The sequence below is a fragment of the Rhodococcus sp. SMB37 genome, from assembly GCF_004345605.1.
Classification (GTDB): Bacteria; Actinomycetota; Actinomycetes; order Mycobacteriales; family Mycobacteriaceae; genus Rhodococcus.
In genome coordinates, this window is sequence record NZ_SLVY01000014.1 from 78,191 (window position 1) to 96,444 (window position 18,254).

An 18,254-nucleotide genomic window follows, 5' to 3' on the forward strand; every position below is an offset into this window, starting at 1 on the left:
GTCACAACTCCTGGTCGATGGTGGCGAGCCGGCGGGCCCAGTCGAACTCTGCGTCGAGGAAGGCCTCGCCGCCGGAGGCGAAGGCGTCGCGGAGGTGGGTGAAGGCGACGATGTACTGCTCGACGCGCTCCTTGGCCGATTCGGGGGTGCCTGAACCCTTGCGCGAGAAGCCGGCGGCGAGTTGCTGGGCTGACTCGAATTCGCCGAATCCATGAGCTTCGCCGAGATTTCGTGTGATGTCCGATGCCCTGTCGAGCTCTTTGAGCACGGCGTCGCAGATGGCGAGGATCTCGTCGATCACATGTGGTTCGAGGCGGACGAACTCGCTCACTGCGGCCTCTTTCCGGGATTGTTCTCGATGAACGGCTCGAACAACGCGACCGCGTCGGTCAGACCACCGCAACGCTCGTCGTACGTGAGCGTGCGGGTGTGGTCGGCGTGATACGAGCGGCTGAAGATGACGATGCCGAAGTCGGTCTGTACTGCGATCGCGCATGTGTTGTCCGGCGTCGGGTTGTATTCAAGCAGCGCACGACGCCCGTTGACCGTCGTTTCGCTGGCGATGGCCGCATCCTTGGCGAGTTCTTCGTCGAGGGTGACGTTCCCGGCGAGGATGCCGAGCCCGTAGGAGCGGATCACTCCGGGGATCGCGACCGGAGCGCGATAATTGCACCCGATGAAGGTGTAGTGCTCCATCGGATAGTCAGCCGAGTCCTCGGTGCGCGGGTCATAGCCGGCTTCGACGAGGACGTCGTCGGGGATGTCGAGGCAGGGGTCGAAGGTGATGTCGGGTCGGCCCGACTCGTCGGTGAGGCGTGGTGCGCGGGTCGTCGGCGTCGTCGTGGTCTCTTCCACGGCGACCGCGGTCGCGTCGCTCGCGGTGGTGCAGCCGCTGAGTACGACACCCGCGGTGATTGCGGCCGCCCCCACTGTTGCCGCACTGAAAAGACGTGGATACGTCATTGCCAAGGATCCCCCCGATCCGTCCGGTCGGGCAGATATTAACGCAGATCCGGACACGCGTCCGAGCCAGCGCCGACGTTGCGAAACTTTCCCCCAGTCGCGCGGGTTTCCGTTGCCTCACGACCCACGGCAACCCGGACGACGCGAGCAAAGCGTGCGGAGCAGTGGGATCTGTATCACAATCGGCTGTCCACCCATCCGGCAGACAATTGGGTGACCACCGATCACGGCACCTTGTGCCCCGACTCTCAGAGGAAGTGCGGCTCGTGAGTACTCCCACCTCGACCGACAGCCCGGAATCCGCCGAGAAGTATCTTGCCGAAGCGGTGACGGCCGCGGCGCAGGTCGCCGACATTCCCGACTCGGTGACGCCGCGCCCGATCAACCGTGTCGCGGTGATCGGTGCAGGCACCATGGGCTCCGGAATTGCCATGGCGTTCGCCAACGGAGGCGTGTCGGTCGCGTTGATCGAGCAGAGCTCCGAGGCGCTGGACCGGGGGATCAACACGGTTCGCAAGAACTACGAGTCGTCCGCCGCGAAGGGCAAGATCACCGCTGAACAGGCTCAGGAGCGCGTGGCGCTGATCGAACCGCACCTCGACTTCGCGGCCGCCTCCGACGCGGATCTCGTCATCGAAGCCGTCTTCGAGGACATGGGCGTCAAGAAGGAGGTGTTCGGCAAGCTCGACGCACTGTGCAAGCCGGGGGCGATTCTTGCGTCGAACACCTCCCGTCTCGACCTCGACGAGATCGCGCGCAGCACGTCCCGCCCGCACGAGGTGATCGGGCTGCATTTCTTCAGCCCGGCTCACGTGATGAAGCTCGTCGAGGTCGTGCGCGGCGACGCCACCGCCGACGATGTCGTGGTCACCTCGATGACGCTTGCGCAGACGATCGGTAAGGTCCCGGTGCTCGCGAAGGTCTGCGAAGGATTCATCGGCAACCGAATGCTCACCCCGTACCGTCGTGAGGCCGATTTCCTGCTCGAGGAAGGCGCGACCCCGCAGCAGGTCGATGCAGCGCTGAAGGCTTTCGGGCTCGCGATGGGGCCGTTCGCCATGGCGGACCTGGCCGGCAACGACATCTCGTGGGCCGCGCGTAAGCGACTCGCCCCGACGCGGCCGAAGGATCTCCGTTACTCGCGGGTGGCCGATACTCTCTGCGAGGCAGGACGCTTCGGGCAGAAGACCGGATCCGGTTATTACACGTACGAGCAGGGGAGTCGCACACCGATTCCCGACCCGGCTGTCGAAGAGATCATCCGCACGTGCGCTGCGGAGGACGGTATCGAACGTCGCACGATCACCGACGAGGAGATCGTCGACCGCTGCATCCTCGCGTTGGTGAACGAAGGTGCTGCGTTGCTCGGTGAAGGTATCGCCCAGCGGGCATCCGACATCGACGTGGTCTACACCAACGGATACGGATTCCCCAAGCATCGCGGCGGCCCGATGCATTATGCCCAGACAGTCGGTCTCGACGTCGTGCTGCAGAAGATCCGTGAATTCGAGAAGGTCCACGGTCGGGTGTGGGCTCCGGCGCCGTTGCTCGTGGACCGCGTCGAAGGTGGTCATTCGACCTGCTCCGCTTAGGCGTTCGAGATGACTGTGGGTGTACCGAAATTTCGGTACACCCACAGCCATCTCGCGCTTCTACTGCATCTCGATGCAGCCGGACAGTTCACACTCCCCGCACAGTGGGTTTGACAGGAAGCTCGAAGCCGCCGTGGCTGCGGCAGTCACGATCATCTCGCATTCGGTCGCCGCACCCTCGTCGGCGTCGGCCTCGGTACGTTGACGTTCGTCGCGCTCGTCAACTTCTTCTAGGGATACACCGAACCCGCAGTCCGTAGACTGGCAGCACGCGGGCGCCGCACGAGAGCCCGGCGCCCGACTCCCCGCCGGGAGGGGCCATGCGCACACGGACACGGGCGACGATCGTTGTCGCGGTGGCATTGTTGGTGCTGCTTGCCTTCGTGCCTCCGATCGTGCGCGCGTACACGGATTGGCTGTGGTTCGGCGAGGTCGGATACCGAGGGGTTTGGATCCGAGTGTTCCTCACCCGGTGGGTGGTGTTCCTCGTCGTCAGCGCGCTGGTCGGGGGTGCGATCTTCGCCGGGATGGCGGCGGCGTTCAGGACCAGACCTCTGTGGATGCCGTCGCGCGGCGACCCCCTCGAACCGTATCGCCGGGTAGCGCTGCAGCGGGTCCGAGTGTTCGGTATCGGTATCCCGGTGGTGATCGGGATGCTGGCAGGGCTGATCGCACAAAGCAATTGGGCAACCGTCCAGTTGTTCCTGCATGGGGCAGCGTTCGGCACCGTCGATCCGGAATTCGGGCTCGACGTCGGCTTCTTCGTATTCGATCTGCCGTTCTACCGGTGGGTGCTGGGCTGGCTGTTCGTCGCGGTGTTCTTGGCGGGAATCGCGAATGTCACCACGAACTACCTGTTCGGTGGGATCACCGTCGGCGGCAAGTTACGCAATGTGTTCTCCTCGCCTGCGCTGATCCAGGTGGCGGTGCTGGCCGGGGTTTTCGTGTTGCTCAAAGCCGTTGCGTACTGGTTCGACCGCTACGCCCTGGTGTCGTCGGGGCATCGTGAGCCTGCCTTCGCCGGCGCGGGTTACACCGACATCAATGCGGTCCTTCCCGCAAAGTTCATCCTCTGCGCCATCGCGTTGTTGTGCGCGGTGGCGTGTTTCGCGGTGATCAAACTTCGGGACCTGCGTATCCCGGTGCTGGCACTGGCGTTGCTGTTCCTGTCGTCGATCCTGGTCGGGGGCGCCTGGCCGCTGGTGGTCGAACAGCTCTCGGTGCGGCCGAACGCCGCAGTGCGCGAAGCCCCGTACATCGAACGTGGTATCGACGCCACGCGGCAGGCCTATCGCGTCGGGGACGACACCGTCGAATACGTCCCGTACCGGGGTGTCGGTACCACGCCGCCCCAGGACGTCCTGCCCGACGTCACGACCATCGCCAATATCCGGTTGCTCGACCCCGACGTGCTGTCGCGCACGTTCACGCAGCAACAGCAGTTGAAGAACTTCTACGAGTTCCCCCGCGACCTCGACCTCGACCGCTACCGGATCGACGGGGAAATGCGGGACTTCGTGGTGGGAGTGCGTGAACTCTCGCCCGAGCGACTCACCGGCAACCAGACCCATTGGGTCAACAGGCATACCGTCTACACCCACGGCAACGGGTTCGTCGCGGCCCCGGCCAACCGCGTCAACGCGGCGGTGCGGGATGCGACGGATGGCGCGTCGAGCAGCGACAGCGGATACCCGCTGTACACGGTGAGCGACATTGCGACGCACGGTACCGAGCAGTTGATTCCGGTCGAGCAGCCCCGCGTGTACTTCGGTGAGGTGCTCGGACAGTCCGGGCAGGAGTACGTGATCGTGGGCGGCGAACCCGGTGAGGCGCCGCGTGAGTACGACACCGACACCTCGTCGTACACCTACGACGGTGAGGGCGGTGTCTCCATCGGGAACTGGTTCAACCGGCTCGCGTTCTCGGCTCGCTACGGCGAACGCAACATCATCTTCTCCAACGAGATCGGCTCGGAATCGAAGATCCTGTTCCACCGCGATCCCGCAGAACGGGTGCACATGGTGGCACCCTGGCTCGAGACGGACACGAATCCGTATCCGGCGGTGGTGGACGGGCGGATCGTATGGATCGTCGACGGATATACCACGGCCGACGGGTATCCGTATTCGCAGCGCAGTGCGCTTCCCGAGCCGGATGCGCTGCGGCCGCAGGCGATCAACTACATGCGGAACTCGGTGAAGGCCACCGTTGATGCCTACGACGGCACCATCACTCTCTACGAGGTCGACTCCGCCGACCCGGTGTTGCAGACGTGGATGAGCGTGTTCCCCGGCACCGTCCTACCCGAGAGCGAGGTGCCCGACGATCTGCGCGCCCACTTCCGTTATCCGGAAGATCTGTTCCGGGTCCAGCGGGATATTCTGGCCCGGTATCACGTCGATGATCCGGTGGAGTTCTTCACCACCAACGCATTCTGGTCGGTGCCGAGCGATCCCACCGTCGACACGAATCCGAATCAGCCGCCGTACTACGTGCTCGTCGGCGACGAGGAGACCTCGCAGCCGTCGTTCCGGCTGACGGGAGCGATGGTCGGATTCCATCGAGAATTCTTGTCCGCCTACATTTCTGCGCGCTCCGACCCGGATGGGTACGGGAAGATCACGGTGCTCGAACTGCCGACCGACAGTCTCACCCAGGGGCCGCAGCAGACGCAGAACTCGATGATCTCGGATACGCGTGTCGCGTCGGAGCGCACTCTGCTCGAACGATCGAACCGCATCCACTACGGCAATCTGCTGACACTGCCGATCGCCGACGGCGGGTTGCTCTACGTCGAACCGCTGTACACCGAGCGGATGTCCGCGGCGACCGACGGATCGACCTTCCCGCAGTTGGCGCGGGTACTGGTGAGTTACCGCGACCCGCAGACCGGCGGTGTCCTCGTCGGGTATGCCCCGACGTTGGCGGAAGCACTCGATCAGGTGCTCGGTCGCGGTGCGGGGAGCGCAGCGACACCACCGGGCGGAGATGCCGCGACCGTGCCCGAGGAAGCGCCACCGCCGGCAGAGGGGCCCACGCCCGCTGAAACCCCGGAAGCAGCCGCGGCCGCGCAGAACCTGCAGGCCGCCCTCGAAGAGTTGCGATCAGCGCAGCGGAACGGCGACTTCCGCACATTGGGTGCTGCACTCGATCGGCTGCAGTCCGCGGTGGACGCGTATGTCGCCGTGACCGGAGGTCAGTGAACCGCCCCGACCAGCCGCAATGCGAGGTCGGCGTAGAGGGAGCTGAGGGTGTCGGGCTCGTGGTATCGACCGGCCGGATACCAGCGGCAGATGTCGACGCACAGTGACATGAGGGCGAGGGTGACGCCCTCGGCGTCGGGCACCGTGAACTCACCCGAGGCGATACCGAGGTCGACGACGTCGCGCACCACCCGGGTGGTGTCCCGCCGCAGACCGGTGATGACGCGGTAGTGGTCGGGCTCGAGTGCGGTCAGTTCGTACTGGATGACGCGGGCGCGTCGATGATTCTGGGCCTGCCACTGCGCGAAGCGCCGGATGATCGACGTGAGGCGCGTCGTGGCGTCGGCGTCGGGCAGGTCGGCGTCGTGTACCACCCGCAGCGCGAAGGCGTGACCCTCGTACGCGATGGCGTAGAGGAGCTCTTCCTTCGACTTGTAGTGCGGATACATCGCGGCCGGGCTCATGTCGAGGCGCGCCGCGATCTGCCGCGTGGTGGTGCTGCCGTAGCCGTTCTCCGCGAACGCTTCGATCGCGGCCTCCCGCATGCGCGCGGCGGCCTTGGAGTTGCTGATCACGGTGTTCTCGGGTGCGCTCACGGTGGGTCCGGCCTCCTTTCACTTTCTGGTTGACAAGCAAACCACAGCGTCGTTTAATAAGCGAGCGCTTAGAATCTAAGCACATGCTTATCCATGAGGAGCAGTTGAATGCGACGCACCCTGTACGGCCCCGACCACGAAGCGTTCCGCGAGTCCGTTCGTGAGTTCGTGAATCGGTTCGTACTTTCCCGTGCCGAGGAGCTCATCGAGCGCCACGAGATCCCGCGCGACATCTGGATCGAGGCCGGTAAGGCCGGCATCCTCGGGCTCGAGATTCCCGAGCGTTTCGGTGGCAGCGAGGCCGGTGACTACCGATTCAATGCGGTCGTCGCCGAGGAGATGGCCCGCGCGAACATGGCGCTGTCGTCGTCGATCGGTATCCACTCCGACATCACCGTTCCGTACATCGTGCATCTCGGTAACGACGAGCAGCGCGAGCGCTGGCTCCCCAAGTGCGCAACCGGTGAGCTGATCTGCGCGATCGGAATGACCGAACCGTCCGGTGGATCGGACCTCGCGAACCTGAAGACTACTGCGGTACGCGACGGCGACGACTGGATCCTCAACGGTGCGAAGACGTTCATCACCAACGGCTACAACTGCGATCTCGTGGTCGTGGCAGCCCGCACCGATCCGAGCAAGGGTGCGAAGGGTATCTCGCTGCTCGTCGTCGAGCGCGGGATGGCGGGCTTCGAGAACGGCCGCAAGCTCGACAAGGTGGGCCAGCCCGAAGCCGACACCGCCGAGTTGTTCTTCGAGAACGTGCGTGTCCCGCACGCCAACATGCTCGGTGAGGAGGGCATGGGCTTCATCTCGATGATGAAGCTGCTGCCGCAGGAACGCCTCGGTTCGGCCGTCAACAACGTGCACCACGCCAAGCAGATCCTGCTCGAGACCATCGAGTACGCGAAGGAGCGCAAGGCGTTCGGCAAGGCCATCGGCACCATGCAGTACAACAAGTTCCTGCTCGCCGAGCTCGTGACGAAGATCGAGGTCGCGGAGGCGTACGTCGACCAGGCGGTCGAGGCGCATGCCGATGGTGAGCTGAGCGCGGTCGACGCCGCGAAGGCGAAGTGGTGGAGCGCACAATCCCAGTCAGAGGTACTGGATGCGTGCGTGCAGATCCACGGCGGCTACGGTTTCATGAACGAATACCGTGTGGCCCGCGCCTGGAAGGACGCCCGCGTGACGAAGATCTGGGCAGGGACGAACGAGATCATGAAGGAACTGATCGGCCGCGACCTGGGCCTGTAGCCCCGGTTACGACAACCAACGAGGAGCATGTAATGCCCGAAGCTGTGATTGTGTCCGCTGTCCGCTCGCCTATCGGGCGCGCCATGAAGGGCTCGCTCAAGACCGTCCGCCCGGACGATCTGGCGACGCAGATGGTGGCTGCCGCACTGGCGAAGGTCCCCGAGCTCGACCCCACCGAGATCGACGACCTCATGCTCGGCTGCGGTCAGCCGGCCGGTCAGTCGGGCTTCAACATCGCTCGCGTTGTTGCCGTGCAGCTGGGCTACGACTACCTGCCCGGCGTGACCGTCAACCGGTACTGTTCCTCGTCGCTGCAGACCACTCGCATGGCGCTGCACGCCATCAAGGCCGGCGAGGGTGACGTGTTCATCTCGGCGGGTGTCGAGTCCGTGTCGAGCTTCGTCACCGGCAATGCCGACGGCCTGCCCGATACGAAGAACCCGCTCTTCGACGATGCGCAGGCGCGCAGTGCCAAGCTCGCCGAGGGTGGCACCGCGTGGACCGACCCGCGCGCCGAGGGGCTGATCCCCGACGTCTACCTCGCCATGGGGCAGACCGCTGAGAACGTCGCCTCCTTCACCGGCATCTCCCGTGAGGATCAGGATCGCTGGGGCGTCCGCTCGCACAACCGCGCCGAGGAAGCCATCAAGTCGGGCTTCTTCGAGCGGGAGATCACCCCGGTCACGCTCGCTGACGGCACTGTCGTGTCCACCGATGACGGCCCGCGTCCCGGTACCACGTACGAGGCCGTCAGCCAGCTCAAGCCGGTGTTCCGTCCCGACGGCACCGTCACCGCCGGCAACGCGTGCCCGCTCAACGACGGTGCTGCCGCTCTCGTGATCATGTCCGACACCAAGGCCAAGGCTCTCGGCCTGACGCCGCTCGCGCGCATCGTATCGACCGGCGTGTCGGGTCTGTCGCCCGAGATCATGGGCCTGGGCCCGATCGAGGCCGTCAAGAAGGCCCTGGGTCGCGCGAACATGGGTGTCTCCGACATCGACCTGTTCGAGATCAACGAGGCGTTCGCCGTGCAGGTGCTCGGTTCCGCTCGTGAGCTCGGAATCGAAGAGGAGAAGCTCAACGTGTCCGGCGGCGCGATCGCGCTCGGCCACCCGTTCGGCATGACGGGGGCGCGCATCACGAATACGCTTCTGAACAACCTTCGGACCCACGACAAGCAGTTCGGTGTCGAGACCATGTGTGTCGGCGGCGGCCAGGGTATGGCGATGGTGCTCGAGCGCCTGAACTGATCCTATAGGTTCGGGCTAAGTCACCGTTAGGCCGCATGTCTGAAAAGGCATGCGGCCTAACGCGTTTCGGGAGTCTTTCTTTTGTAATCGGACCGTCCATGGGCTATACAGTGTTGTAGTCCCCGTCATATGAGGAGATCGCTGCATGTCCGTACTCGACAGGTTCCGCCTCGACGACCGCGTCGCGATCGTCACGGGCGCTTCGTCCGGGCTCGGTGTCGCCTTCGCGCAGGCCCTCGCAGAAGCAGGAGCCGATGTGGTGCTCGCGGCGCGCCGCGTCGACCGGCTCGAGCAGACCGCAGAACTCGTCCGCGCGGCGGGACGACGGGCCGTCACCGTCGAAACCGACATCGCCGATCCCGATCAGGCGCAGCACATGGTCGATGTGGCAGTCGAACAACTCGGCAGGGTCGACATCCTCATCAACAACGCCGGGATCGGCACCGCGGTGCCGGCAACCAAGGAAACCCCCGACGAGTTCCGGCGGGTCATCGACATCAACCTGAACGGATCGTACTGGGCGGCGCAGGCGGCCGGTCGCGTCATGCAGCCCGGTAGCTCGATCCTCAACATCTCGTCGGTCCTCGGCCTGACCACCGCGCGTCTGCCGCAGGCCGCGTACGCAGCGAGCAAGGCCGCGATCATCGGGCTCACCCGAGACCTTGCTCAGCAGTGGGGTGCGCGCAAGGGCATTCGCGTCAATGCCCTCGCACCCGGCTTCTTCGAAACCGAGATGACCGACGAATACCTGCCCGGCTATCTCGACAGCATGAAACCGCGCATCGTCCTGGGCCGCACCGGCGACCCGGCAGAAATCGCCGCCACCGCAGTGTGGTTGGTATCCGAGGCGGCCGGGTATGTCACCGGCCAGACCATCGCGGTCGACGGTGGCCTCACCATCAACTGACCGCACCACTTCACGGAGGTTTTCAGTGAGCTCAACTGTCCGCACCGCCATCGTCACCGGAGCCGCACGCGGTATCGGTGCCGCCGTCGCCAAGCGTCTGGCCGCCGACGGCATGCAGGTCGCCGTCCTCGACCTCGACGCTGCTGCCTGCGCCGACACCGTGTCCGTCATCGAGGCTGCGGGCGGCAAGGCGCTCGCCGTGGGCGCGAACGTCGCCGATGAGGCCTCCGTGGCTGCCGCTGTGGAGAAGGTCGCCGAGGAGCTGGGTGATCCCACGGTGCTGATCAACAATGCGGGCATCACGCGCGACAACCTGCTGTTCAAGATGACGGTCGACGACTGGGATGCCGTCATGAGCGTCCATCTGCGCGGTGCCTTCCTCATGGCACGCGCCACCCAGAAGTACATGGTGGACAACAAGTTCGGCCGCATCGTCAACCTGTCGAGCACGTCGGCGCAGGGCAACCGCGGCCAGGTCAACTATTCCGCAGCCAAGGCCGGCATGCAGGGCTTCACCAAGACCCTCTCCATCGAACTCGGCAAGTTCGGCGTCACCGCCAACGCGATCGCCCCGGGCTTCATTGCGACCGAGATGACGGCCGCGACCGCCGAGCGCGTCGGCGCGTCGTTCGAGGACTACAAGGCTGCTGCCGCGTCGCAGATCCCGGTCGCCCGTGTCGGTGAGCCCGAGGACATCGCGCACACCGCGTCGTTCCTCGCATCCGAGGGCGCCGGCTTCGTGTCGGGTCAGGTCATCTACGTGGCGGGTGGTCCGAAGGACTGAGCTGGTTCGACTCGCGGCGCCGCGGTCCCGGAAGGGGCCGCGGCGCCGCTTCGTGTGCGGGGGAAGTCTCAACGCAAGCCTTGATCGGTACTTGACGTCACTTATACCGTTCGGTCTACTATGTGTGACGCATGTACACATATACATTCCCCGCCGAATACTGAGGTGACTGCCATGACCACCACTGCACTGTCCGAGGATGCGTCTCCGCCGGGAGGTGCTCCGCCGCAAGCCATGACGAACCTGCGGCGCGGGGCGATCCTGGTCGTCGTCTGCCTGGCGGAACTGCTGGTGCTGCTCGACAACACCGTCGTCAATGTGGCGTTGCCGTCGATGGGTGTGAGCCTGGGAGCCGGGTTCTCCGGCCTGCAATGGATCGTCGACGCCTACACCCTGACCTTCGCCGGACTGCTGTTGGCCTGCGGACACCTCGGCGATCGGTTCGGACGTCGGCGCGTGATGCTGATCGGACTGGCCGGCGTCGCAGTGATGTCGGTCGGCGGCGCATTGGCCACGAGCGTCGGTATGGTCGTCGCTGCCCGCGCCGCGATGGGTGTGTTCGCTGCGGCCGTGTTCCCCGCGACCCTGGCGCTGGTCACCATCACATTCACCACGCCGAAGGGACGCGCGGCGGCGATCGCGGTGTGGACCGCGATGGCCGGTTTCGCAGTGGCCATCGGACCGACTGCCGGCGGATGGCTGCTCACGCACTTCTCCTGGCACTCGGTGTTCTGGATGAATGTTCCGATCGCCCTCGCGATCCTCGTCGCGGCCCGGTTCGTGCTCCCGGAGTCGCGCACGAATGCGCATGGCAGGCTCGACATTCTCGGCCTCGTACTGTCATTCGCCGGAATCATCACCCTCGTCTGGGCGATCGTCGAGGGACCCCGCCACGGATGGGTCTCCCCGACGACCATCGGGGCGTTCGTATTCGGAGCGGCCATGATCGCAGTGTTCGTGTGGCGCGAAACCCGAGTCAGCAACCCGGTGCTCGATGTGAGGCTCTTCCGCAACCGGCGGTTCTCACTTCCAGCATTGTCGATCGCCGTCGCCTACTTCTCGATGTTCGGGTTCCTGTTCCTGATCACCCAGTATTTCCAGGGCATCCAGGAATATTCCCCGCTCGAATTCGGGATCCGCTCGCTGCCGTTCGCCGCCGCCGTGCTCATCGCGGCACCGGCCGCGACCATGCTCGCTCAGCGCGTCGGTACAACGGCGGTGCTGGTCGGCGGATTCGTCATCCTCGCAACGGGAATGGGGATCGCCGGTCAGGTCTCCGTCGAATCTCCGTACGTAGGAATCGTGCTGATCTCGATGATCCTGATGGGCCTGGGGTTGGCAATCGTGCAGGGGCCGGCCACCGAATCGATCATGGGATCGGTGGATCTCGAGGAGGCCGGCGTGGGTTCGGCAGTCAACGACACCACACGTGAAGTCGGCGGCGCATTGGGCGTTGCAGTGTTGGGATCGATCGTGGCGTCGGCGTACACGGACAGGGTGGCTCCCCTCGTCGACACGATCCCGGATTCCATGATGGACCCACAGCAGAAGGATTTCGCACGCCAGTCCGTCCTGACCGTCCTGGAGATCCGCAAGCACGACGTCCCGACGATGTTCTCCGACAGCAAGGACCACCTCATCTTCACGATGAAGGCAGCAGCGCTCGACGGGTTCCAGGTCGCGTCATACGCGACAGTGGGTCTGGCGATCGCCTGCGCTATCGCAGTGGCCGCGCTCCTACCGTGGAAGCGTCCGGAGAACGGATCGGTGCTGCTCGGCTGGATGCAGTCTCCCTCATCGGACGAGACGCCCACTACAGGAACCTGAAACAATCGGGCCCATGACGGGATCCGTACGGGAGCGTTTGATCAGCAGCGCCGTCGAGCTGGTGCAGCGCCACGGCGTCGCGGGCACGTCCGTGGCCGATCTGCTCGAGCGCAGCGGGGTTGCGCGCCGGTCGGTATATCTGCACTTCCCCGGCGGAAAGAACGAGCTGATCACCGCATCCGTCGAGGAATCCGGAAGCACCATCGGAGCGATGATCGAGCGGCTCGTCACGACTCAGTCGCCGCCCGAATCGTTGAGCGCGTTCATCGAGTTCTGGAAGCACCTGCTCACCGGCTCGGACTTCGAAGCGGGATGTCCCATCGCGGCCGCCGCCTACGGTGGTCAGGACGCTCCCGAGGCACGTGAACAGGCACACCGAGTGTTCGCGCACTGGCAGGATCTCCTCGTCCCGCGCCTCACCGCGTACGGCATCGACGAAGCGGACGCATGCGCCGTGGCGACCACGACGATCGCCGCCATCGAGGGTGCGGTGATGCTGTGCCTCGCCGCCGGCGACACCGCACCACTCGACCGTGTCCATTCACAGCTGCAGAGACTGCTGCCGCCGCAGACCGGTTGACGGCAGTCTCGGAGCACGACCTCGGTCGGCGCCGATGCCTCGATGCAGGGCCCGACGTCGAGCAGCGGCCTGGTCACGGGACCTGCTGGAGACCCCCGCTGCCGATCCGACGCCAGATCTCTGCGGCGGCAGTCTGCGCGGACGACATCATGCGCTTGTCACGGACCCGGTCGGCCGGACCGAACACCGACAGGGCCGCGGCGTCGGTGCCGCCGATCCGCCCGATGGGCACGGCGACGCAACTGAAGCCCTTCAAACACCGTTCCGGGTCGTAGGCCAGGCGCAGTTCACGGATGCGCGAGATCTCGGGGGTGTCCACGTCGGCGGAATCGTCGATCGCGAGCAGTGCCTTACCGATCGTCGACGTCGCGACGGGAAGCCGGTCGCCGACGCGGGACCGCACGAGCGGGGCCGACTCACCGCCGATCTTCTCGAGGTAGACGGCCTCGGACCCGTCTCGGATTCCGAGGTGGACGACGCATCCGGTCGCCCGATGCAGGCGACGCAAGGTGGGCAGAGCAGCGCGACGCAGGGCATTCTGCTGCGCGGCCGCCGCGCCCAGCTCGATCATCCGCATGCCCAGCTGGTAATCCATACCCTCGCGATACACCCAGCGCAGTGCCACCAACTGCTCCAACGCGCGGTGCACCGAGGTGCGCGGGAGCCCGGTGGCAGCGACGACCTGCGACAGGTTCAGCCGGTCTGCGCCCTCGAACACGTCGAGGATCACTGCCGCGCGTTGCAGACTTCCGGTCGGCCCCTCCATCTGGTCTCCTTCTCATCCCCGCACATGGGTAACACACCGTCGCGTGCGTGGAGGCCAATTCTTCCGGCCACCGGAATCACCACTGTCGCCCAGATATGGCGTGCGGTGTACTTCGTCCATGTCGAATCCCTCATGTATGACTCCCGGCGCGATGTTGGCAGGTCGTCGCGCTGTGGTGACCGGTGGCGCCGCAGGTATCGGCGCTGCGATCGCGAGGTCGTTCGCCGCTCACGGAGCCGACGTACTCGTCGCAGACATCGAACCGGTCGGTTCGCTCGAGTTCGACCCCGCAGCGGGCGGGGCGATCAACGCCGTCGAATGGGATGTGTGCTCGGCGGAGTGTCCTCCCGAACTCGTCGAGCATCGGCCGGACGTGCTGGTCAACAATGTCGGCCACTACCTGCAGCCGCCCCACGCGTTCGCGACCAATGCGCCGTCGCTGTGGGACGGGCTTCACGAGGTCAATTTCGCTCACGTGCTGCGTCTGACGCAGGCGCTGCTCCCGGGAATGACCGAACGTGGTCACGGCTCGATCATCAACCTGACCACGGTCGAATCCCACCGGGCGATTCCCGGGCACACCGTGTACTCCGCGTACAAGGCCGCGCTGACGCAGTTCACCCGGTCGCTGGCTGCGGAGGTCGGCCCCGCCGGCATCCGGGTCAACGCTGTGGCTCCGGATCTCGTCGAGTCGGTGCAGGTGCCCTACACGACGCTCGTGCCGGTAGAAGACGTGCCGTTGTGGCCGAATTGGTCGCCGCTCGGCGGTCCCGGGCAGCCCGAGGACGTTGCGGGCGCTGCGTTGTTCCTCGCCTCCGACCTGTCCCGGTTCGTCACCGGCGGCACCATCCACGTCGACGGCGGCACACATTCCTCCGGCGGGTGGGTGCCGCGCAACTCCGGTGGCTGGACCAACCGTCCCCGCAATCCCTGATCCACGATCTGAAAGAGACATCATGAAGATTCTCGTTATCGGCGGTACCGGCATGATCGGCGCGCATGCCGCACTCGAACTGCGTGAACACGGCGACGACGTCACGGTCGCGGGACGCGGTCCGCTTCCCGGCGATTCACTCGTCGCCGATTTTCCGCTGCTGACCGGTGACTACACGGTGCCGACCTTCACTCGCGAGCAATTGTCGGGTTTCGAGGCCATCGTCTTCGCCGCCGGCCAGGACCCCCGACACAAGACACCCGAGGACGACGACGCTGTGTTCTGGGAGACCACACAGAGCGTCGGTGTGCCACGCTTCGCCCAGCTCGCCAAGGACGCTGGTGTGGGCCGCTTCGTGCAGGTGGGAAGCTACTACCACCAGGTGCGTCCGGAGATCGCGGAGGTCAACCCGTACGTCGCGGCCCGCAAGGCAGCCGACGAAGGTGCTCGTGCGCTCGCCGACGAGTCGTTCAACGTCTGCACGCTCAATCCGCCGTCGATCCTCGGTGTGGTGCCGGGCGCCTCCACCCGCCGCTACCGGAAGATGGTCTCGTGGGCCGCGGGCAACGAACCTCGGATCCCCGATTTCGCCCCGCCCGGCGGCACGAACTACCTGTCGGCCCGCTCACTCGCTCAGGCTATCCGCGGCGCCGTGCACCACGGTGAGTCGGGGAAGGCTTATCTCATCGGCGACGAAAACCTCACGTATCAGCGGTTCTTCCAGATGATGGTCGATGCAGCGGGCGGTAATCGCCAGATCACGGTGAAGGACGAGTCGCACCCGTTGCTCTCGGATGCGGCGATCGTCCAAGGGCGCGGCAACACGCTCGCGTACGAGCCGGATGCGGACGAGACGCGGCTGCTGGGCTACGACCGCAGCGACTGCACGCGAGCGGTGGAAGCCCTTGTCGAGGCCGTCGTCGCGGCCACCACGCGTAACTGACCAAAGAGCCAGGAGAACGAAGTGAGCTCATCGAAAGAGGTTGTCGTCGACCGCAGTCAGCTGCGCAGGGTAGCGCTGTCGAGTCTGCTCGGCACCGTACTGGAGTATTACGACTTCCTCCTCTACGGCACCATGGCTGCGTTGGTGTTCGGTGAGTTGTTCTTCCCTTCCTCGAACCCAGCGCTCTCCACGATCGCCGCATTCGGCACTCTCGCAGCCGGTTACGCCGCGCGTCCATTGGGCGGCGTGATCTTCGGCCACTTCGGTGATCGTCTCGGCCGCAAGACCATGTTGATCGTGACGATGGTGGTGATGGGTGCAGCGAGCTTCATCATCGGACTGCTTCCTACCTACGAGGCGATCGGAGTTCTCGCCCCGGTGCTGCTCGTGACGCTCCGCATCGTGCAGGGATTCGCGATCGGTGGCGAGTGGGGCGGCGCAGCGCTCATGGTGATCGAGCATGCGGAGCCCGAGCGTCGCGGACGGTGGGCAGGCATCATGCAGCTCGGCTCCCCGATAGGGTTCCTGCTCGCGACGGTGGTCGTCATGGTGGTCAGCCTTCTTCCGGACGAGAGCCTGTACTCGTGGGGCTGGCGAGTGCCCTTCTTGCTCAGTGCGCTGCTCGTCGTGGTCGGTCTCTACATGCGGTTGGGTGTCGTGGAGAGCCCCGTGTTCCAGGAAGCGGTGGACAACGACGACGCACAGGTGGAAGCGAAGACACCGCTTCTGCGAGTGCTCCGGCATCCTCGCGCGCTGATCCTCGCGTGCGCAGCGGGAATCGGGCCGTTCGCGTTGACCGCGCTCGCAACATCCCACATCATCGCCTACGCCAAGGGGATCGGGTACGACCAATCCGACGTGATGCGTGCGTTGGTCATCATCGCGATGCTGTCGCTGATCACGATCCCGTTCTTCTCAGCGCTGTCGGACCGGGTGGGGCGACGTGGTGTGGCCCTGGCGGGTGCGATCGGTGCGGTGGTGTTCGCGTTACCCATGTATGCGCTCGTCGACACCGTGTCGGCACTGTGGCTGACCGTGGCGCTGCTGATTGCGCAGGTGGTCCAGAACCTGATGTATGCGCCTCTCGCGCCGCTGCTTTCGGAGATGTTCGGTACCGAGACCCGCTATACGGGTGTGTCACTCGGATATCAGATGGCGAGTCTGATCGGAGCAGGATTCACCCCGCTGATCGCGAGCAGCCTGCTCGCGGCGACCGGAGGGTCGAGCCTGCCGCTGAGCTGCATCATCGTGGTCACGGCCCTCATCACGGGCGTCGCGGTCTGGCGGATCGTCGAAACACGTGGACGCGATCTGACCACCGGATTCGATGAGTCCTCGCCGGGTCGCATCGAGCAGTCCGAACCTGACGCGGGAGTGCGAGTGGAATGACACGTGTGTTCCCCGTAATTCGGTGCCGTCCAGTGAGACCGTGGAACCTCGGATCGTAGTTTCCGCGATATCAAGAAGACGTTCGGTCGGACTACTGCGAGGAGGACTGCAATGGGCAACCCGGTGATCGTCGATGCCGCGAGGTCCCCGATCGGCCGACGCGGCGGAGCATTGTCCGGGCTGCACGCCGCGGAACTGCTCGGGGCAGTCCAGAAGGGCGTGCTGGAGCGTCTGAACCTCGATTCGGCAGTCATCGAGCAGGTGATCGGTGGGTGCGTCACACAGGCGGGCGAGCAGGCGTCGAATGTCAGCCGCAATGCGTGGCTGCACGCCGGGCTGTCGGAGCGGACCGGTGTGACGACCATCGACGCGCAGTGCGGATCCGGTCAGCAGTCGGTGCATCTGATCGCCGCCCAGATCGCGGCAGGTGTGATCGATGCGGGGATGGCATGCGGAGTCGAGGCGATGTCGCGGGTGCCGTTGCTGTCCAACATCGCCGGCGACTTCGGTAGCCCGAAGCCTCCGGACTGGAGTGTCGACATCCCGGCCCAGTTCGATGGCGCCGATCGCATTGCCCGGCGCCGCGGATTCACGCGTAACGACCTCGACGCGTTCGGGTTGCGGTCGCAGGAGCGCGCAGCGGCCGCATGGGCGGCCGGCCGCTTCGACGCGTCGATCGTGCCGGTGAAGACTCCCGGCGCGGAGGGCGAGGCCTCTACCGTCGTGTCGCGTGACGAAGGCCTGCGGGACAGCTCGATGGAGGCCCTGGCGCGCTTGAATCCGGTGCTCGAGGGCGGCCTGCACACGGCAGGTACGTCGTCCCAGATCTCCGATGGCGCAGCCGCACTCGTCGTCATGGATCAGGCACACGCGGAGGTGATCGGACTGCGTCCGCGAGCGCGGATCGTCGCGCAGTGCCTAATCGGTGCCGAGACGCACTACCTGCTCGACGGCCCCGTGCAAGCCACTGAGTACCTGCTCGAGCGTGCCGGCATGTCGATCGGCGACATCGACCTCTTCGAGGTCAACGAAGCGTTTGCGGCGGTGCCGATGTCGATGGCCCGCGTGCACGGCGTCGATGAGGACCGCCTGAACGTCAACGGCGGCGCGGTTGCGCTCGGTCATCCCGTCGGCTCGTCCGGTGTCCGGCTGATCGGTGCGGTGATCGACGAGCTCGAGCGTCGCGATGCCGAACGTGCCCTCGTCGTGGTCTGCGCCGGTGGCGCGATGGCGACCGGGGCGATCGTCGAACGAATCTGAGTGCCG

16 protein-coding genes are annotated in these 18,254 nt (G+C 65.4%); 12 read left to right on the top strand and 4 right to left on the bottom strand.

Going from position 1 to position 18,254, the window contains the following annotated elements; translation table 11 throughout:
* Position 1: 1 nt before the first annotated feature.
* Both EV641_RS20965 and EV641_RS20970 read right to left on the bottom strand, forming a co-directional pair.
* Positions 2-331: a hypothetical protein gene (locus tag EV641_RS20965; protein ID WP_054717413.1), complete on the bottom strand. Its 330-nt coding sequence runs from the start codon at positions 329-331 to the stop codon at positions 2-4.
* Complete coding sequence (locus tag EV641_RS20970; RefSeq protein ID WP_132474268.1) at positions 328-963, bottom strand: DUF3558 domain-containing protein; 636 nt, start codon at positions 961-963, stop codon at positions 328-330. The genes EV641_RS20965 and EV641_RS20970 overlap by 4 nt, the downstream gene beginning before the upstream one ends.
* A gap of 266 nt (positions 964-1,229) precedes the next feature.
* Here EV641_RS20970 and EV641_RS20975 point away from each other — a divergent pair, with 266 nt between their 5' ends.
* Together EV641_RS20975 and EV641_RS20985 are read left to right on the top strand one after the other, a co-directional pair.
* Positions 1,230-2,555 carry a 3-hydroxyacyl-CoA dehydrogenase gene (locus tag EV641_RS20975; protein ID WP_241997384.1) on the top strand — a complete coding sequence of 442 codons (1,326 nt, stop codon included), beginning with the start codon at positions 1,230-1,232 and terminating at the stop codon, positions 2,553-2,555.
* Positions 2,556-2,875: 320 nt separating this feature from the next.
* Positions 2,876-5,758: a UPF0182 family protein gene (locus tag EV641_RS20985; protein WP_132474272.1), complete on the top strand. Its 2,883-nt coding sequence runs from the start codon at positions 2,876-2,878 to the stop codon at positions 5,756-5,758.
* On the opposite strand, the gene EV641_RS20990 is transcribed toward EV641_RS20985, so the two are convergent.
* Positions 5,752-6,303 (bottom strand): TetR/AcrR family transcriptional regulator, encoded by a 552-nt coding sequence (locus EV641_RS20990; RefSeq protein ID WP_132474386.1) that lies wholly within the window; start codon positions 6,301-6,303, stop codon positions 5,752-5,754. The genes EV641_RS20985 and EV641_RS20990 overlap by 7 nt on opposite strands.
* A gap of 159 nt (positions 6,304-6,462) precedes the next feature.
* Here EV641_RS20990 and EV641_RS20995 point away from each other — a divergent pair, with 159 nt between their 5' ends.
* The 6 genes from EV641_RS20995 (at position 6,463) to EV641_RS21020 (ending at position 12,956) form a co-directional block, all read left to right on the top strand.
* Positions 6,463-7,608, top strand: coding sequence for an acyl-CoA dehydrogenase family protein (locus tag EV641_RS20995; protein WP_054714314.1), 1,146 nt, complete (start codon positions 6,463-6,465; stop codon positions 7,606-7,608).
* Between the two features lie 32 nt (positions 7,609-7,640).
* A complete protein-coding gene (locus EV641_RS21000; protein WP_132474274.1) occupies positions 7,641-8,858 on the top strand; it encodes an acetyl-CoA C-acetyltransferase in 1,218 nt (405 codons plus the stop codon).
* A gap of 145 nt (positions 8,859-9,003) precedes the next feature.
* Positions 9,004-9,765, top strand: coding sequence for a glucose 1-dehydrogenase (locus EV641_RS21005; RefSeq protein ID WP_054714318.1), 762 nt, complete (start codon positions 9,004-9,006; stop codon positions 9,763-9,765).
* A gap of 25 nt (positions 9,766-9,790) precedes the next feature.
* A complete protein-coding gene (gene fabG / locus EV641_RS21010; protein ID WP_132474276.1) occupies positions 9,791-10,549 on the top strand; it encodes a 3-oxoacyl-ACP reductase FabG in 759 nt (252 codons plus the stop codon).
* Between the two features lie 234 nt (positions 10,550-10,783).
* Positions 10,784-12,376 carry an MFS transporter gene (locus EV641_RS21015; RefSeq protein WP_054714337.1) on the top strand — a complete coding sequence of 531 codons (1,593 nt, stop codon included), beginning with the start codon at positions 10,784-10,786 and terminating at the stop codon, positions 12,374-12,376.
* A gap of 13 nt (positions 12,377-12,389) precedes the next feature.
* Positions 12,390-12,956, top strand: a complete 567-nt coding sequence (locus EV641_RS21020) for a TetR/AcrR family transcriptional regulator (RefSeq protein ID WP_054714321.1) — start codon at positions 12,390-12,392, stop codon at positions 12,954-12,956.
* Between the two features lie 73 nt (positions 12,957-13,029).
* On the opposite strand, the gene EV641_RS21025 is transcribed toward EV641_RS21020, so the two are convergent.
* Positions 13,030-13,722 (bottom strand): IclR family transcriptional regulator, encoded by a 693-nt coding sequence (locus tag EV641_RS21025; RefSeq protein WP_054714326.1) that lies wholly within the window; start codon positions 13,720-13,722, stop codon positions 13,030-13,032.
* 118 nt (positions 13,723-13,840) lie between these two features.
* On the opposite strand from EV641_RS21025, the gene EV641_RS21030 reads away from it, so the two are divergent.
* The 4 genes from EV641_RS21030 (at position 13,841) to EV641_RS21045 (ending at position 18,248) form a co-directional block, all read left to right on the top strand.
* Positions 13,841-14,656: an SDR family oxidoreductase gene (locus EV641_RS21030; protein WP_054714329.1), complete on the top strand. Its 816-nt coding sequence runs from the start codon at positions 13,841-13,843 to the stop codon at positions 14,654-14,656.
* 22 nt (positions 14,657-14,678) lie between these two features.
* The gene (locus EV641_RS21035) at positions 14,679-15,599 is read left to right on the top strand and encodes an NAD-dependent epimerase/dehydratase family protein (RefSeq protein ID WP_054714334.1); all 921 of its coding nucleotides are present in this window, start codon (positions 14,679-14,681) and stop codon (positions 15,597-15,599) included.
* Positions 15,600-15,620: 21 nt separating this feature from the next.
* A complete protein-coding gene (locus tag EV641_RS21040; protein ID WP_132474278.1) occupies positions 15,621-16,988 on the top strand; it encodes an MFS transporter in 1,368 nt (455 codons plus the stop codon).
* Between the two features lie 111 nt (positions 16,989-17,099).
* On the top strand, positions 17,100-18,248 hold the full coding sequence (locus tag EV641_RS21045; RefSeq protein WP_132474280.1) for a steroid 3-ketoacyl-CoA thiolase: 1,149 nt from the start codon (positions 17,100-17,102) through the stop codon (positions 18,246-18,248).
* Positions 18,249-18,254: the final 6 nt, after the last annotated feature.